The sequence below is a fragment of the Agromyces arachidis genome, assembly GCF_052805135.1.
The window spans coordinates 162325-178824 of the sequence record NZ_JBRBDK010000005.1; the positions used below are offsets into that span (position 1 = coordinate 162325).

The window sequence follows — 16500 nt, forward strand, 5'->3', positions numbered from 1 at the left end:
AATTGCTCGACGCAACCACGTTTGACGAGCTCCGTATCGGCCTGGCCACCGCCGAGGACATCCGCAAGTGGTCCTACGGTGAGGTCAAGAAGCCCGAGACCATCAACTACCGCACGCTGAAGCCCGAGAAGGACGGGCTCTTCGGCGAGCAGATCTTCGGACCCAGCCGCGACTGGGAGTGCGCCTGCGGCAAGTACAAGCGCGTCCGCTTCAAGGGCATCGTCTGCGAGCGCTGCGGTGTCGAGGTCACCAAGTCCTCGGTCCGTCGCGAGCGGATGGGCCACATCGAGCTCGCGGCCCCGGTCACGCACATCTGGTACTTCAAGGGCGTGCCCAGCCGTCTCGGCTACCTGCTCGACATGGCGCCGAAGGACCTCGAGAAGGTCATCTACTTCGCCGCCTACATGGTCATCGACGTCGACGACGAGGGTCGTCACGCCGACCTGCCGGGCCTCGAGAACGAGCTCCGCCTCGAGATCAAGACGATCGGCGACGCTCGCGACTCCCGCATCGCCGACCTCATGAAGCGCAAGGAGGAGGAGCTCGCGGCACTCGAGGCCGAGGGCGCCAAGGCCGACCAGCGCAAGCGCGCCGAGGCCGCCGCCGACAAGGAGATGGCCGGCGTCCGCAAGTCGGCCGACGAGCAGATCGCGCACCTCGAGCGCGTGTGGGAGGACTTCCGCACGCTCAAGGTCGGCGACCTGAAGCCCGAGGACTCGGTCTTCCAGGAGCTCCAGGACCGCTTCGGCATGTACTTCGAGGCCTACATGGGCGCCGAGGCGATCAAGAAGCGCCTCGAGACCTTCGACCTCGCGGCCGAGGCCGACGACCTGCACCTGCAGATCGCCGAGGGCAAGGGCCAGAAGAAGATCCGCGCGATCAAGCGGCTCAAGGTCGTCAACTCGTTCCTGCAGACCGGCAACTCGCCGGCCGCGATGGTCCTCGACGTGGTCCCGGTGATCCCGCCGGAGCTCCGTCCGATGGTGCAGCTCGACGGTGGCCGCTTCGCGACCTCCGACCTCAACGACCTCTACCGTCGCGTGATCAACCGGAACAACCGCCTCCGTCGCCTGCTCGACCTCGGCGCGCCCGAGATCATCGTGAACAACGAGAAGCGGATGCTGCAGGAGGCCGTCGACGCGCTGTTCGACAACGGCCGCCGCGGTCGTCCCGTCACGGGCACCGGCAACCGCGCCCTGAAGTCCCTGAGCGACATGCTCAAGGGAAAGCAGGGTCGCTTCCGCCAGAACCTGCTCGGAAAGCGCGTCGACTACTCGGGCCGTTCGGTCATCGTCGTCGGCCCGCAGCTCAAGCTGCACCAGTGCGGCCTGCCGAAGCAGATGGCGCTCGAGCTGTTCAAGCCGTTCGTCATCAAGCGCCTGATCGACCTGAGCCACGCCCAGAACATCAAGGCCGCCAAGCGCATGGTGGAGCGTTCGCGCCCGCAGGTGTGGGACGTGCTCGAGGAGATCATCCGCGAGCGTCCCGTGCTGCTGAACCGTGCGCCCACGCTGCACCGCCTCGGCATCCAGGCCTTCGAGCCGCAGCTCGTCGAGGGCAAGGCCATCCAGCTCCACCCGCTCGTCTGCGCCGCCTTCAACGCGGACTTCGACGGCGACCAGATGGCCGTGCACCTGCCCCTGTCGGTCGAGGCCCAGGCCGAGGCCCGCATCCTCATGCTGGCGTCGAACAACATCCTCAAGCCGTCGGACGGCCGCCCGGTGACCCTGCCCTCGCAGGACATGATCATCGGCCTGCACCACCTGACGACCGAGAAGCCGGGCGCCGCCGGTGAGGGCCGCGCGTTCGCGTCGATCGCCGAGGCGATCCTCGCGTTCGACCAGAACCGCCCGGGCGAGCTCGCGCTCGACCTCGGCGCCAAGGTGAAGATCCGCCTCGAGGGCCTCCACTTCCGCGAGGGAGAGGCGCCCGAGGGCTTCGAGTCCGGGCAGCCGTTCCTGATGGAGACCACCCTCGGACGCGCGCTGTTCAACGAGGCGCTGCCGGTGGACTACCCGTTCTTCAACGAGCAGGCCGGCAAGAGCCAGATCTCCGCGATCGTCAACGACCTCGCCGAGCGCTACCCCAAGACCGAGGTGGCTGCGACGCTCGACCGGATCAAGGACGCCGGCTTCCGCTGGGCGACCCGTTCCGGCGTGACCGTCGCGCTGTCCGACGTGGTGGAGCTGCCGCAGAAGCGCGAGATCGTCTCGAAGTACGAGAAGCAGGCCGCCAAGGTGCAGTCGCAGTTCGAGAAGGGCCTCACGACCGACCTCGAGCGTCGCCAGGAGCTCATCCAGATCTGGACCAAGGCCACCGACGAGGTCGCCAAGGCCATGCAGGAGGAGTTCGCCGCGAACCAGGACAACACCATCAACCGGATGGTGACGTCGGGTGCCCGTGGTAACTGGCTGCAGGTGCGCAACATCGCCGGCATGCGAGGCCTGGTGAACAACCCGAAGGGTGAGATCATCCCCCGCCCGATCATCTCCTCGTACCGCGAGGGGCTGTCGGTGGCCGAGTACTTCATCGCCACGCACGGTGCCCGCAAGGGCCTCGCCGACACGGCGCTCCGCACGGCCGACTCGGGCTACCTCACGCGTCGTCTGGTCGACGTCTCGCAGGACGTCATCATCCGCGAGGACGACTGCGGCACCGGCAAGGGCCTGGAGATGCCGATCGCGGCGACCGATGCCTCGGGCACCCTGGTCCGCGACCCGAACGTCGAGAACTCGGTGTTCGCCCGGTCGCTCGCCGCGGACGCGGTGAACGCCAAGGGCGAGGTCGTCGCCGAGGCGGGCGAGGACGTGGGCGACGTGCTCATCGACAAGCTCGTCGCGGCCGGCGTCGAGTCGATCAAGGTCCGCTCGGTGCTCACCTGCGAGTCGGCGGTCGGCGTCTGCGCGAAGTGCTACGGCCGTTCGCTCGCGACGGGCAAGCTCGTCGACATCGGCGAGGCGGTGGGCATCATCGCCGCGCAGTCGATCGGCGAGCCCGGCACGCAGCTGACGATGCGTACCTTCCACACCGGTGGTTCGGCCTCGGCCGACGACATCACGCAGGGTCTTCCCCGCGTGCAGGAGCTGTTCGAGGCCCGCACCCCGAAGGGCGCGTCGCCGATCGCCGAGGCCGCCGGCCGCATCACGATCGACGAGACCGAGAAGCAGCGGAAGGTCATCCTCACCCCCGACAACGGCGACGAGCCGATCACGTACAACGTGCTCAAGCGCTCGACGCTGCTCGTCGAGGACGGCCAGCACGTCGAGCTCGGCCAGCAGATCATCGTCGGCACGGTCGACCCGAAGGAGGTCCTCCGGGTCAAGGGCGTGCGCGAGGTGCAGAAGCACCTGGTCAACGGCGTGCAGGACGTGTACCGCTCGCAGGGCGTGCCGATCCACGACAAGCACATCGAGGTCATCGTGCGCCAGATGCTGCGCAAGGTCACCGTCGTCGACCACGGCGACACCGACCTGCTGCCGGGCGAGCTCGTCGACCGTTCGCGGTACAACGAGATCAACCGGGCCACGCTCACCGAGGGCAAGAAGACGGCGTCGGCGCGCCAGGAGGTCATGGGCATCACCAAGGCCTCGCTCGCGACCGAGTCGTGGCTGTCGGCCGCGTCCTTCCAGGAGACGACCCGCGTGCTCACGCAGGCCGCCATGGAGGGAAAGTCCGACCCGCTGGTCGGCCTCAAGGAGAACGTGATCATCGGAAAGCTGATCCCGGCGGGCACCGGCCTGAACAAGTACCGGAACGTCACCGTCGAGGCGACCGAGGAGGCGAAGGCGGAGCGCTACCCGAACCGCATCTTCTCCGACGACGCCGCGTTCACCGAGGGCGACCTCAGCTTCGTCGACTTCGACTCGTTCTCGAGCGACGACTTCACCCCCGGCAACTACAGCTGATCCGTGCGGGGGCGGCGTACGCCGCCCTCGCACGCACCCGAAGGGCCCCGGAGCGATCCGGGGCCCTTCGGCGTGCGCAGGCCGACCTCGGTGCACCTCCCAGCCGCCCCGGCTAGGATCGCCCGCGGTCGACCCTGACGTTCCCCCGATCGCGACCCGGAGAGTTCCATGCCCGACGCTTCCCCCGTCCTCCGCCGCCCGACGACCTGGCTGATCGCCGCCGTCGTGGCGCTCGTCCTGGCCGTGGCCGCCGTCGCCGGCGCGATGCTGGCGCCGAAGGCCGAGCCGGCCGCCGATGCGGCGCCGTCGTCCACCGGCCCCCGGCCGACCCCGGCCGCAGCCGGCGAGCCCGCGGCCGTGGCGCCGCCGGCGGCGGCGCCGGCCGGCGGGGTTCCGGCCGACTGCAGCGGCGCCTACGCGACCGACTGGGCGCCCGCGTTCGCGCCCGACTACGTGCTGAACCCCGAGTGGGCCACGGGCGACGCGGCACCGGTCCTCGTCGGGACCGACGACCCGGGCGCCCTGCCCACGCTGGAGCAGAACACCGAGCTCACCTGCGCGTGGATGCCGCCGGAGCCGTCCGACGGTCGCACCGGGATGGTCACCTCGATCGCCCGCGTCGACGACACGCAGCGCAGCGCCGCGCTCAGCGCCTTCGAGGCGGGCGGACTCGACTGCTTCGACGAACTGGGCGGCACGCGGTGCATCGCCGAGTGGGAGGATGCGGCCGGCCCGGCGGGGGAGTCGCACTTCTTCCGCGACGGCGTCTGGATCGCGACCCGGTGGTCGGGGCCGGCGGTCACGGGCTACACGCACGACATCATCTCGGCCGTCTTCCCCTGACGCGCGAAGCGCCGCGCCGCTGCCGGGCGGGGCGGGCGCCCGTTGCTAGAGTGGCGGCACCACGGGCAGGCGGTGCTGCCCGGAAGGAGCGCACGATGAGCAGCACGACCCCCGGATCCGAACCCGAGCGTCACGACGTCGACGGCGACGGGACGGCCGACGCCGCCGAGGCGCGAGACGACGCTGCCGCTCCCGCCGGGGACGACGCGGCCGCCGAGCGCCCCGTGGAGCCCGCGGCCGACGAGCCGCGCCCGGGGCCGGAGCAGGTCGCGGTCGATCCGACCGCCGCGGACGCCGACCGCGTCGACCGGCTGGAGCCGCCGGAGACCGCCGCGGCCGCCGCCTCTGGCGCGCCCGCCCAGGACGCCGCCTACACCGGCACCGACGAGGCGGCGCCCGTCGACGCGAACCCCGATGCCGAGCGCTCGGAGCTCGACGCGGCCGTCGAGCGAGCCCGCACCGAGCACCCTCCCCTCGTCGTCAGCTCCGACCCGGCCGACCGCACCGACACCACGGCGATGCAGCGCGACGACCTGCAGGCGGCGAGCCCCGAGCCGGTGCGCGCCGACGAGGTGCGGCGCGAGACCGGCGTGCCCGGCATGGCCGGCGCCGCCGGCGCGGGTGCCGTCGCGGCATCCGCCTCGACCGATGCGGCCGCGCCGGTCGCGCCTGCGCCGCCGTCGCCGCAGGCGATCTACGTGCAGGCGCCCGCAGCGCCGAAGGCACGCGGGAACCGGGCGTTCGGCGTGCTCGTGGGGCTGCTCGCCACGCTCGGGTTCGCCCTGCTGTACGCCGGCGTGTCGTACCTGGTGATCCTCAGCCAGAACCCGGTCGTCGACGCGGCCCGGGTGCTCGGCCAGTTCCTCGCGCAGCCGGTGTTCTGGATCCCCGTCATCTTCTTCTTCCTCGCGTTCGCGCTGCTCGCGGTGATCCTCAACCGCGCCGCGTGGTGGACGTGGGCGGTGTTCGGCCTGCTGACCGCCGTCGTCGTGTACTTCTCGTACATCGGCGGAGCCCTGCTCACGGTCGCCGCCTGGCGCTTCACGCCCGCCGAGACGGGGGAGTTCCTCGCGAACCAGTGGCTGAGCCCCTACGCCATCATCGCCGCGGTCGTGGCGCGCGAGCTTCCGATCTGGTTCGGCGGCTGGATCGCCTCCCGCGGCCGCACGGTCACCGATCGCAACCGCGAGGCCCGCGAGGAGTACGAACGGCAGCTGGCGGCGGGCCCGCAGCCCGTCTCGTCGCGCTGACCCGCGGCGGCCCGGCGGACGGACGCCGCAGCGACCGCCCGCGCCCCGCTACGCTCTGAGCCGGGGCGCCCCTGGTGAGCGCTCCCCATCGACGCCGCACGCCCAGCCTGCTTGGGTGGCTCCCTGACCCTGCACACCCGAGGAGCGCTGTTGAGCATCACCATGCACGCCGACGAGCCCGCGCCCGGCATCGGCGCGGACGGCCGGCCCGACCCGGCGTACGCGGCGGCACTCGGACTGCGCCCGGCGCCGCCCGGGCGCCGCTCGGTCGCGTTCGCGATCGATGCGGCCGGATGGGCCGTGCTGGCCGTTCCCGTGGTCGTCGGGGCGTTCCAGGCCGTGCCCGCCGTGAGATCGGGCGGGATCACCGAGGTCGCGGAGCTCGCCGTTCCGCTCGTGCTGGTCGCCGTCGGCCAGCTCCTGCTCACCGCCTACGGCCTCACCCAGCTCGCCCTGCACGGCCGGCGCGGCGTCACGATCGGCAAGGCCTCGATCGGGCTCCGATCCGTCGAGGTCGCGTCCTTCGGGCCCGTCGGATTCTGGCGCGCGGTGCTGCGCGCCTCCGTGCTGTGGGCGGCGCAGCTGCTCGTGCCCGTCGCGGGGCCCGCGCTCTGCTTCGCGTCGGGCCTGTGGGATCCGGAGGCCCGCGGTCGCAGCTGGCTCGATCGGATCGGTCGATGCCTCGTCGTCGACGCGCGTCACGGCCTCGACCCGTTCGACGCACGGGCGCTGCGGTTCGCGCGCCGGCAGCTCGAGGCGCCGCCGCGGGCGCAGCAGCCGACGCTGCCGTCGCTGGCCTCCGAGCGCGCGGTCGACGAGCGGACCTTCATCCCCGCCGCGCGATCCAGCTCGGGCGTGGTGGCCGCGCCGCCGGCGGCAACCGACCGGGGTGAGTCGCCCGCGGCGTGGGCGCCCCCGCCGCTCGCCCCCGCAGCGCCCGCGGCGACGGAATCGGCGGGACGATCCGGGCCGGCGAGCGCGACGCTCGTGTTCGCCGACGGGCGGCGCGTCGCGGCATCCGGCACCACCCTTCTCGGCCGCGACCCGGCGACGGCCGACGACGACCCCGCCGGGACCAGGCTGCTGCCGATCGCCGACCCGACCATGGGTCTCTCGAAGACGCACGCGGCCGTGCTCGTCGACGAGCTCGGCGTGCACGTCACCGACCGGTGGTCGAGCAACGGCACCGAGGTAGTCGGGCCCGACGGGCGATCCGTCGAACTGGAACCGGGTACGCGCCACCCGGTCGCGCACGGGTCCACGGTCCGCGTCGGCGGCGCCGAGTTCCGCGTCGAGGAGGCGGACGCGTGAGGCTCAAGCTCGGCCTGCGCCGTCAGAGCGGCCCCGCCGTCGACGTCGTGGTCACCGCCGACGCGACCGTTACCGTGGGCGACCTCGCCCGGTCGATCGCGGACGCCGATCCCGTGGCCGCGGGGGCGCTCCGCCCCTCCGGGCCCCTCACGCTGGCGGTGGCCCCGCCGACGACCGCGGAGCCGGTCGTGCTCGACCCCGGCACCCTGGCGGCCGACGCGCCCATCGGTTCGGGCTTCGACGCCGCCGTCGTCTCGCCGTCCGCGAGCCGGCCGGGCGGCGGCGCCCCGGTGGCCGTGATGCACGTGCACTCCGGACCGGATGCGGGCCGCGAGTTCCCGCTCCGGAGAGGGCACAGCATCCTCGGGCGCGCGGCGGGGGCCGACGTGGTGCTCGCCGACCCGCTCGTGTCCAAGCGGCACGCCCGGATCGAGGTCGACCAGTCGGTCGAGGTCGTGGACCTGAACTCGGCGAACGGCCTCGTCGTCGACGGCGGTCCGGTCTCGCGCGTGCGCGTGACGCCGGGCGTCCGGGTGACCGTCGGCGACTCGGACGTGTCGTTCGCCATGCTCGCCGGGTCGGATGCCGCAGAGGATCCCGTGCTCGAGCGCGGGGGAGCGCTCCTGTTCAACCGGTCGCCGCGGGTCGAGGGGCGCTACCCGGGAACCGCGTACCCAGAACCGCGGGTGCCGAGCGAGGAGAACCCCAGGCTGTTCCCGTGGCCGATGATCGTCTCGCCCGTGCTCATGGGCCTCGGCATCTACGCGATCACCGGCCGGCCGGCGTCGCTGCTCATCGTCGCGCTGACGCCGGTCATGCTCGTGGCGAACTGGCTGGGCTCGCGCATGGGCAGCGGCCGGAAGCTGCAGCGCGAGATCGAGGCGTTCGAGGTGCAGATCGAGCAGCTCGAGGAGACGCTCGAGCGGGAGCGCTGGGTCGAGCGCCGGCACCGCCACGACGAGACGCCGCCGGTGGCGACCGTGTACGAGCAGGCCATGCGGCTCGGCCCGCTGCTCTGGACGCGGCGGCCTGAGCACTGGAACTTCCTCGCGGTCCGGCTGGGCGTGGGCCGCGCCGCCTCGCGCAACTCGGTACGGGAGTCGGATGGGGCGACCCCGGGAATCCCGAAGTACGCGCGGCAGGTCGCGGTGCTGCGCGACCGGTACTTCGAGATCGACGACGTGCCCGTCATGGAGGTGCTCTCGAGCTCGGGAGCGCTCGGCATCGCCGGCCCGGCGAACCTCGCCGCCGATGCGCTGCGCGGCGTCGCGGTGCAGCTGTTCGGGCTGCACGCACCCAACGACGTGGTCGCCGCCGCGATCGTCGACCCGGCCTGGAGCCGGGAGCTCGACTGGCTCAAGTGGCTGCCGCACGCCTCGGGCGAGCGGAACCCGGTCGGCGGCGCGGCGCTGGCCGACAGTCCGTCCGCGGGCGCGGCGCTCCTGAACGCCCTCGAGGAGCTCATCCTCGCCCGGCTCCACGCGGCGCCGGTGCGCCGAGGTCCGCTCGCGGACGACGACACGTCCATGGCGCGCGGATCGAAGGTCGGCACGCCCGGGGGGATCCGGGAGGAACCGCGACCCGACTCCGCGCTCATCCTCATCGTCTCGGCCGACGCGCCCGTCGACCGCCCGCGACTCGTCCAGCTCATCGAGCGCGGCGCCGAGGTGGGCATCCACGCCGTGTTCGTCGGGCCGACGGTCGCGTCGCTCCCCGCCGCCTGCCGGACCTTCGTCGACGTCAGCGACGGGCTCGAGCGCGCGCGCGTCGGCGTCGTCCGTTCGGGGGTCGAGTACGCGGACGTCGCCGTCGAGGGCGTCTCGCTCCGCTACGCCGACGTGTTCGCCCGCCGGCTGGCGCCCGTGGTCGACGCGAGCACCGTGGTCGAGGACGCGAGCGACCTGCCGCGGAGCGTGTCCATGCTGGCGCTCATCGGCGAGGAGATGGCGAGCGAGGCCGAGAGCGTCGTCGAGCGGTGGCGCCAGAACGCCTCGATCCTCGACCGCTCCGGCGCTCCGGCGCCCCGGCTCAAGCGCGCCGGAACGCTGAAGGCGTTCGTCGGACAGGCGAGCCCCGACGCGATGACCCTCGATCTGCGTTCCCAGGGCCCGCACGCGCTCGTGGGCGGGACGACGGGCGCGGGCAAGTCGGAGTTCCTCCAGGCGTGGGTGCTCGGGATGGCGGCCGAGTACAGTCCCGACCGCGTCACGTTCCTCTTCGTCGACTACAAGGGCGGCTCGGCGTTCGCCGACTGCGTCGAACTGCCGCACTGCGTCGGCCTGGTCACCGATCTCAGCCCGCACCTCGTGCGCCGCGCCCTCACGAGCCTCCGGGCCGAGCTGCACCACCGCGAGCACCTCCTCAACCGCCGGAAGGCGAAGGACCTCCTCGAACTCGAGAAGCGCCGGGACCCCGAGACCCCGCCGGCGCTCGTCATCGTGATCGACGAGTTCGCCGCGCTCGCCGGCGACGTGCCCGAGTTCGTGGACGGCGTGGTCGACATCGCCCAGCGCGGACGATCGCTCGGCATCCACCTCATCATGGCGACCCAGCGGCCGGCAGGGGTGATCAAGGACAACCTGCGCGCCAACACCAACCTCCGGGTGGCCCTGCGCATGGCCGACGAGTCGGATTCGCGTGACGTGGTCGGCGAACCGGTCGCCGCCGGGTTCGACCCGTCGATCCCCGGCCGTGCGATCGCGAAGACCGGCCCCGGGCGTCTGGTGCCGTTCCAGTCCGCCTACGCCGGCGGCTGGACCAGCGACGCTCCGCCGGAGGGCGAGGTGCGGATCGCGGAACTCCGGTTCGGGTCCGCGCTGACCTGGGAGCGCGCCGGCTCCCGGGACGACGCCGACCAGCGCGACGGGGACCCCGGTCCCACCGACCAGAAGCGGATGGTGCGGGCCTTCACCGGTGCGGCGCACGCGGCGGGAATCCCCGCTCCCCGCCGTCCGTGGCTCGACGAGCTCGGCCAGGTCGTCGCGCTCGAGCCGCTGCCCGGCCTCGGCGACGGCGAGGTCGTCTTCGGCCTCGCCGACATCCCGGAGCGCCAGCTGCAGGCCCCCGTCTCCTTCGTTCCGGACCGCGACGGCGCCATGCTCGTCTACGGCACGAGCGGCGCGGGCAAGTCCACGCTGCTGCGCACGCTGGCCGCCTCGATCGGCGGGCGCCCGGACCTCGGCGCCGTGGAGGCGTACGCCCTCGACTTCGGGTCGGGGGCCCTCCGCTCGCTGGAGGTGCTCCCGCACGTCGGATCCGTCATCGCCGGCGACGACGCCGAACGCGTCCAGCGGCTGCTCCGCACGCTCGACGACCTGCTCGACCGCCGCGGGCGCGCCTTCAGCGCCGCGAACGCCGCGAGCCTCACCGAGTACCGGGCGCTCAGCGGCATCCGGGAGCCGCGCGTGCTGCTGCTGATCGACGGCTTCGCGCAGTTCAAGGCGGAGTGGGACTCGACGACCGCGCGCATGCCCTTCTACAACGTCGTGATGCGCGTGCTCGCCGAGGGGCGCCCGCTCGGCGTGCACGTCGTCGCGACCGCGGACCGCGCCGGCGCCGTCCCGACGGCGGTCGGCGCCAACGTCACCAGGCGCGTGGTGCTCCGGCTGTCGGACGAGGCCGGCTACCAGGTCCTCGGCGTGCCGAAGGACGTGCTCGACGAGCGCTCCGCTCCGGGCCGGGCGATCGTCGACGGCGTCGAGGTGCAGGTCGCCGCGATCGGCGGGACGGCGAACGTCGCCGAGCAGGCGCAGGCCCTCGAGCGGATGGCGCAGCGCCTCCGGGATGCGGGGATGCCGGAGGCCGCCCCGGTCCGCGCGCTGCCGACCTCGTTCGACCGGGCCGACCTGCCCGCGACCGTCGCCGGCGAACCGGTGCTCGGGCTGTCGGACGACACCCTGGCGCCGATCGGCTTCGAGCCGGTGGGCACCTTCGCCATCACGGGACCGCCGCAGAGCGGGAAGACGACGGCGATGCGGGCGGTGATCGACGCGGTGCGCCGCCACGACCCGGAGGTGCGGCTGTTCCACCTGGCGGGCCGGCGGGCGGCGCTCTCGGACCACGCCGACTGGATGCGCAGCGCGACGACCGTCGACGATGTGAAGGCGCTCGCCCGGGAGCTGGCGGAGGTGGTGGCCGATCCGACGGTGCCGGGCCGGTACCTCATCGCGGTCGAGAACGTGACCCAGTTCACCGACTCCGACGCCGAGCGCCCGCTCAAGGAGCTGTTCCAGGCGGTCAACCGCAGCGAGCACTTCCTCGTCGGCGACGCCGACGTCGCGAACCTCTCCAGCGGCTTCGGGTTCGTGGGCGACTTCAAGGCCGGGCGAAGGGGCGTGGCGCTGAAGCCCGACGCCTACGACGGGGATGCCGTGTTCAAGACGCCGTTCCCCAAGGTCAAGCGGTCGGACTTCCCGGAGGGGCGCGGCTTCCTCGTGCAGCACGGCCGCGCCACGCTCGTGCAGCTGCCGCAGGGCGGGTGAGCGGCCGCCGGGGCGGCGCACCCCGCCTGTCCGCCGCGTGGGGAGTGCTCCCCATGGGCTCGCGGTCGCGGCATCCGTAGCCTGAACACAACGGCCCGCGATCGCGGGCCACGATCCCGAACGAAGGAAGAGGTTCACGATGGCCGCAGATTTCGGCGCCTCCTACGGCGAGATGGAAGCGATGGCGAGCAAGCTGTCCGACGCGCGCGACGACATCCAGTCGCAGCTGGACCAGCTCAAGGGCTCCGTCGACAACCTCCTCGGCAGCGACTTCAAGACCCAGCACGCGTCCGGCCGGTTCGGCCAGGGCTACGAGGAGCTCACCACGGGGCTCAAGTCGGCCGTCGACGGCATCGGCGAGATGGGCGAGGCCCTCCGCGGCATGATGCAGGCGATCCAGGACCTCGACCAGCAGCTCGCCGGCCGCTGATCCCTCCTCGCCGCGATCGGGGCGCGGCCGCCTCCACCGCCGCGCCCCGGCCCCCGACCCGCATCGACCCGAACACGTGAGGAGCCCCCGTGGGTGACGGAGTCAGCATTCCGCTGTCCTCCATGGACGAACTGAACCAGGCGCTGAAGGACATCGTCGTCGAGTTCGAGGACGCCGACCGCAGCACCGGCCGCCTCGTGGAGGCCATCGGCCGGCCCTTCGGCCGGACGGGCCTGCGCGACGCCGCCGCCGAGTTCGAGGAGGCGTGGGACGACAAGCGCGACACGCTCAAGGGCCACCTGCTCGAGCTGCAGAAGCAGGTCGAGGGCGTCCGCGACGGGTGGGAGTCGCTCGACCGCGAGCTGGCGTCGCACCTCGAGGGAGCCTGACGATGGGCAACGCGACCTACTTCCGCACGTACATGCCCGACTCGCCGAAGGGGCGCGAGATCGATCGGCTCGAGGGCGATCCGGCCGCGATCATCGCCCGTGGAGCCGCGATCGAGGAGCTCGGCGAGCGGATGCGGCGGGCGGCGGAGACGCTGCGCCTGCTCGCCGACGACCAGGTGGGGCGCGGCGAGTCGCTCGACGCCGTGCGCGAGCAGGCGGGCGAGGTCCACGCCGACCTGCGGACCGCCGGACAGCGCTACGCGCCGAGCGGCGCCGCCCTGCGCGCCTACGGCGAGACGGTCGGCGACGTCCAGGCCTCGCTGGACGCGGCGGCCCGCCGCTGCGAGGAGCTGTGGGAGACGGTGCGTGCGAGGGCCTCCGCGGTCGACGACGCCGGCGAGGTGCCCGACGCGGCGGACGGCTCGACCTCGGCCCGCGAGGAGGCGGAGGCCCAGGCGAACCGCGCGCTCGACGCCGCCGAGCAGGAGTGGCTCGACGCGGCCGTGCGGTTCGACGGCTTCTTCGACACATGGGACGAGGCGTACGAACGCGCGATCGGCGGACTGGAGCAGGCCACCGCCGACGGGGTGACCGACGACCTGTGGGACGACGCCCTGCCGTTCCTGGACGGCCTCGTCGAGGTCCTCGAGGTGGTCGGGGTCGTGCTCCTCGTCGCTGCGCTGGTCGTGGGCGGTCCCCTCGTGGGTCTCCTCGCGACCGTGGCCGCGCTCATCACGCTGATCGCCACGGGGATCCTCTGGGCCAAGGGGCGCAAGAGCGACACCGACCTCGGGCTCGCCATCCTGGGGGTCATCCCCTTCGGCAAGCTGGGCCGGGTGTTCGCGGCCGCGAGCGAGGGCAGCGCCGTCGCCCGGTTCGCCGGGTCCGCGAAGTACTTCGTCGGCGCCGACGATTTCGCCGCGCTGCGCACGCATGCCGGTGCGATCAGCGCGCGCGCGGGCCAGGACTGGGCTGCGGGAGGCTACATGGTCTCGTGGGCCCAGGCGTCGGTCGTGAGCCAGATGGTGCAGGAGACGGCGACGGGATGGCGCTACGTGCGCGAGACGGTGCGGTTCTCCACCACGTCGGATGTCTTCCTGGGCCGGCTGTGGGGCGTGGGCGACTCCGTCGGCCAGGCGCTGGACTCGGGGACGGTCGGCCTCGTCGACGTCGCGTTCGGCACGAAGACGCCGTGGGCGCAGGCCGTGCTGCTCGCCGACACCGTCACCGGCGAGCTCGCCGAGTCGGCCGACGATCGGCTCGTGGACTCGTGGCGATGAGCCTCCGCGACGAACTGGTCGGCGCCGCGCGCCGCGCCGTGCCGCCGTTCGTACTGCTGCTCCCGCCGGGATGGGTGTCGGTGGCGCCCACCCGCGAGGCGTTCGACGACCTCCTCGCCTCCGTCTCCGGCGAGATGCGCGCGCAGCACCGCCCCGACCTCGACGCGCGGTTCCGTGCACTCGTGCGACGAACCGCCGACGAGTTCCTCCGCCGCGACCCGGTCCGCCTGATCTACCAGGCCTCGGTGCCGCGCGAGCGGATGCTGCCGCTCGCGCTCACCGCGGCACGCCTCCGCGGCCCCGACGGGACGACCCTCGATGCGCAGGTCGGCGAGCTCGTGCGCACGCGGGGAGCCCGGCCGCTCGACCCGGACCGCGTCGTCCTCCGCTGGAGCAGGGAGTCGTCCCATCGCGTCGACGGCGGCGCCATCCGCACGCGTTCGTTCGACTACCTCATCGCGATCCCCGGGACGGGGCGTCGCGAGGCGCTGCTGTTCTCGGCGGTGCTCCCGCTCGCGGCCGGCGGCGAGGAGTTCGACGCCGAGGCGGCCGACGCGTTCGGCGTGCTCGCCGATGCGATCATGTCCACCTTCCGATGGAGCGGCGCCTGATGCGATTCGAGATCACCTACGACGACCGCATCTGGTCGGTCATGCCCGATCCGGCGGCCGGCGCCGACGACCTGTGGGTCGCCGAGCAGCGGCTGCGGTTCTCCGACGGCCTGTTCGCGGCGCACCTCGACGCGCTCGAGGCAGCGGCGCGCGAAGCGCTCGCACGCCGCCGCACCGGCGGCGTCACCACGCTGTTCTTCCGCCCGCTGGGCGTGCCGGCGACCGGGGTGCTGCACGTGGCGCTCGCCGACGCGGTGCTCGACGAGCGCGAGGGACCGCTGGCGTGGCTCCCGCCGGGCGTCGAGCCGCGGACCGATCCCGTGGTGACGCCCTTCGAGACCGAGGTCGCGTGCCGCGGGCATCGCCTCGCGTACGTGACCGACCGCGACGACGCCGGGGGCGAGCCGCTGGCCGGGCTCGCCTACGGCTTCGCCATCGACGATCGCGCGGGGTACGTCTTCTCCGAGCTCGCTCGCACCGACGTCACCGGACTCATGCAGTCCCACGCCGACGCCGTCGTCGGATCGCTGAGGCTCGTCGCGTGAACGGGTGGGCGGCGGAGTGGGCCGAGCGCGCGGACGAGACCGCGCTGGCGGTGCGTCCGGACGAGCTCGATCGGCTCGCGCTGGCCGGGCTGCCCGAGACGCGCGACGCCCTCGTCGCGTTCGGCCGCCGTTCGGCGCACGACCTGGAGGACTGGCGGGAACGCCGGCTGGAGCGGCTGCGGCGCGAGGAGCCCGGCGTCGCCGCGACCATCCGACCGCACGGTGCGGTCACCTGCGGCTTCATCGCCGCGGCGCTGGCCGTCGCGCTGGCCTATGCGCTCTTCTTCAGCCGTGGCGACCTCGGGCTCGCCGTCGAGGTGGTCACCTCGGCGATCTCGCTCGTCATCGGGACCGTCCTCATGGCCGCGGTGATGCCGTGGTCGCGCCGACGCCCGGTGACGGCCGGCGACGTGACGCTGTCCTGCCTGATCGCGGGCCTGGGCGCGGCTGCGGCGGTCGCCACCGTGGTCCAGTCGCGACAGGGATCGGGTCTCGAGGTCCCCGCCGCCGTCGCCGCCTCGTGCGGGACCGCGCTCGTCGTCATGGCCGTCGCCGTGATCGCACGGCGCGCGAGCGTGCCCCGTTCGGTGCGCGAGGCCGAGGCCGAGCGCGTCACGGCGGTGCGAGCGGAGTTCGGCGATGCGGTCGCGCGCGCCCGGCGCGACGGCGGTGCGCACGTCGACGCGACACTCGACGCCGCGGACCCCGATCGGGTCGCGGCCGCGCGCGCCGAGCTCGAGACGGCGTACGAGGTCCTCCGGCGTCGACGGCTGGTGGACGCCTCGGTCGTGGCGCACCGCCCCGGGCTGCTGCTCGTCGACGGTCCGATCGGCCTCTCGGCGCGGGCGACGAAGATGCCGGACGAGGGCCGTCTCGTCCCCGCACTCGCGCCGAGACGCTGACCCGGGGGCGGTGCCGGCGGCCGATGGGGCCGCCCGCCGGTCCCGCCCGGCGTAGGCTCGGAGCATGGCGCCCGATCGGAGCAGCGGATGGCCCGTCGCGGGGTTCGCGGCGGCGCTGCACCTCTCCCTCATCGTCGCCGCGTTCGGGTTCGCGAGCCTGCTCGCCGACGTCGAGCCGATCGCCGACCCGGCCGCCGGGCGGCTCGTCGGCCCCGTGACGATCGGCGTGGCCGTGCTGGCCGAACTGCTCCTGCTGGGCTCCGGGCTGACTCGCGGCGTGCGGCCCTGGTCGCTCGCCGGGCTCGCCGCCGTCGTCACCTGGGCGGCCGGGGTGGGGGCGGCGACGGTCGCCTACGCGGCCGCGACCGGCACGCTGCTGTCCGCGCTGCTGTTCGCCCTGTCCTTCATGAGCACCGGGTTCGGCCTCATCATCCCGGTCTCCGGCGCCCTCGTCGCGCTGCTCGCGTCGGTGGCCTTCCGGGCGCAGCGCGGCGGCGTCGAGCGGCCGCGCTGGCCCTGGGAGCGCGACGACGAGGAGTGAGCCGCGGCGGTG

12 protein-coding genes are annotated in these 16500 nt (G+C 73.4%); all 12 read left to right on the forward strand.

The window, feature by feature from the left end:
• Window positions 1-2 precede the first annotated feature (2 nt).
• The 12 genes from rpoC (at window position 3) to ACUY4T_RS08965 (ending at window position 16488) form a co-directional block, all read left to right on the forward strand.
• Window positions 3-3905 (forward strand): DNA-directed RNA polymerase subunit beta', encoded by a 3903-nt coding sequence (gene rpoC / locus ACUY4T_RS08910; protein ID WP_446018581.1) that lies wholly within the window; start codon window positions 3-5, stop codon window positions 3903-3905.
• Window positions 3906-4073: 168 nt separating this feature from the next.
• A complete protein-coding gene (locus tag ACUY4T_RS08915) occupies window positions 4074-4748 on the forward strand; it encodes a hypothetical protein (RefSeq protein WP_446018582.1) in 675 nt (224 codons plus the stop codon).
• A 95-nt stretch (window positions 4749-4843) separates the two neighbouring features.
• The gene (locus tag ACUY4T_RS08920; RefSeq protein ID WP_446018583.1) at window positions 4844-5998 is read left to right on the forward strand and encodes a hypothetical protein; all 1155 of its coding nucleotides are present in this window, start codon (window positions 4844-4846) and stop codon (window positions 5996-5998) included.
• Between the two features lie 150 nt (window positions 5999-6148).
• On the forward strand, window positions 6149-7309 hold the full coding sequence (locus ACUY4T_RS08925; RefSeq protein ID WP_446018584.1) for an RDD family protein: 1161 nt from the start codon (window positions 6149-6151) through the stop codon (window positions 7307-7309).
• Entirely contained in the window at window positions 7306-11790 is a 4485-nt protein-coding gene (locus ACUY4T_RS08930; RefSeq protein ID WP_446018585.1) for a type VII secretion EssC family protein, read from the forward strand. The genes ACUY4T_RS08925 and ACUY4T_RS08930 overlap by 4 nt, the downstream gene beginning before the upstream one ends.
• Before the next feature lie 139 nt (window positions 11791-11929).
• Window positions 11930-12220: a WXG100 family type VII secretion target gene (locus ACUY4T_RS08935; RefSeq protein WP_446018586.1), complete on the forward strand. Its 291-nt coding sequence runs from the start codon at window positions 11930-11932 to the stop codon at window positions 12218-12220.
• Window positions 12221-12342: 122 nt separating this feature from the next.
• Window positions 12343-12609 carry a hypothetical protein gene (locus ACUY4T_RS08940; RefSeq protein WP_446018587.1) on the forward strand — a complete coding sequence of 89 codons (267 nt, stop codon included), beginning with the start codon at window positions 12343-12345 and terminating at the stop codon, window positions 12607-12609.
• A gap of 2 nt (window positions 12610-12611) precedes the next feature.
• Window positions 12612-13889 (forward strand): hypothetical protein, encoded by a 1278-nt coding sequence (locus tag ACUY4T_RS08945; protein ID WP_446018588.1) that lies wholly within the window; start codon window positions 12612-12614, stop codon window positions 13887-13889.
• The gene (locus tag ACUY4T_RS08950; protein WP_446018589.1) at window positions 13886-14500 is read left to right on the forward strand and encodes a hypothetical protein; all 615 of its coding nucleotides are present in this window, start codon (window positions 13886-13888) and stop codon (window positions 14498-14500) included. The genes ACUY4T_RS08945 and ACUY4T_RS08950 overlap by 4 nt, the downstream gene beginning before the upstream one ends.
• A complete protein-coding gene (locus ACUY4T_RS08955; RefSeq protein WP_446018590.1) occupies window positions 14500-15045 on the forward strand; it encodes a hypothetical protein in 546 nt (181 codons plus the stop codon). The genes ACUY4T_RS08950 and ACUY4T_RS08955 overlap by 1 nt, the downstream gene beginning before the upstream one ends.
• Window positions 15042-15947 carry a hypothetical protein gene (locus ACUY4T_RS08960; protein WP_446018591.1) on the forward strand — a complete coding sequence of 302 codons (906 nt, stop codon included), beginning with the start codon at window positions 15042-15044 and terminating at the stop codon, window positions 15945-15947. The genes ACUY4T_RS08955 and ACUY4T_RS08960 overlap by 4 nt, the downstream gene beginning before the upstream one ends.
• Window positions 15948-16011: 64 nt before the next feature.
• A complete protein-coding gene (locus tag ACUY4T_RS08965) occupies window positions 16012-16488 on the forward strand; it encodes a DUF6121 family protein (RefSeq protein ID WP_446018592.1) in 477 nt (158 codons plus the stop codon).
• The last annotated feature ends 12 nt before the right edge of the window (window positions 16489-16500 follow it).

Excerpts from the sequence above, each read along its gene's own strand:
- ACUY4T_RS08915 (WP_446018582.1), top strand. The coding sequence starts at position 4,074 with ATGCCCGACGCTTCCCCCGTCCTCCGCCGCCCGACGACCTGGCTGATC.
- ACUY4T_RS08920 (WP_446018583.1), top strand. The coding sequence starts at position 4,844 with ATGAGCAGCACGACCCCCGGATCCGAACCCGAGCGTCACGACGTCGAC.
- ACUY4T_RS08935 (WP_446018586.1), top strand. The coding sequence starts at position 11,930 with ATGGCCGCAGATTTCGGCGCCTCCTACGGCGAGATGGAAGCGATGGCG.
- ACUY4T_RS08940 (WP_446018587.1), top strand. The coding sequence starts at position 12,343 with ATGGACGAACTGAACCAGGCGCTGAAGGACATCGTCGTCGAGTTCGAG.
- ACUY4T_RS08945 (WP_446018588.1), top strand. The coding sequence starts at position 12,612 with ATGGGCAACGCGACCTACTTCCGCACGTACATGCCCGACTCGCCGAAG.
- ACUY4T_RS08950 (WP_446018589.1), top strand. The coding sequence starts at position 13,886 with ATGAGCCTCCGCGACGAACTGGTCGGCGCCGCGCGCCGCGCCGTGCCG.
- ACUY4T_RS08955 (WP_446018590.1), top strand. The coding sequence starts at position 14,500 with ATGCGATTCGAGATCACCTACGACGACCGCATCTGGTCGGTCATGCCC.
- ACUY4T_RS08965 (WP_446018592.1), top strand. The coding sequence starts at position 16,012 with ATGGCGCCCGATCGGAGCAGCGGATGGCCCGTCGCGGGGTTCGCGGCG.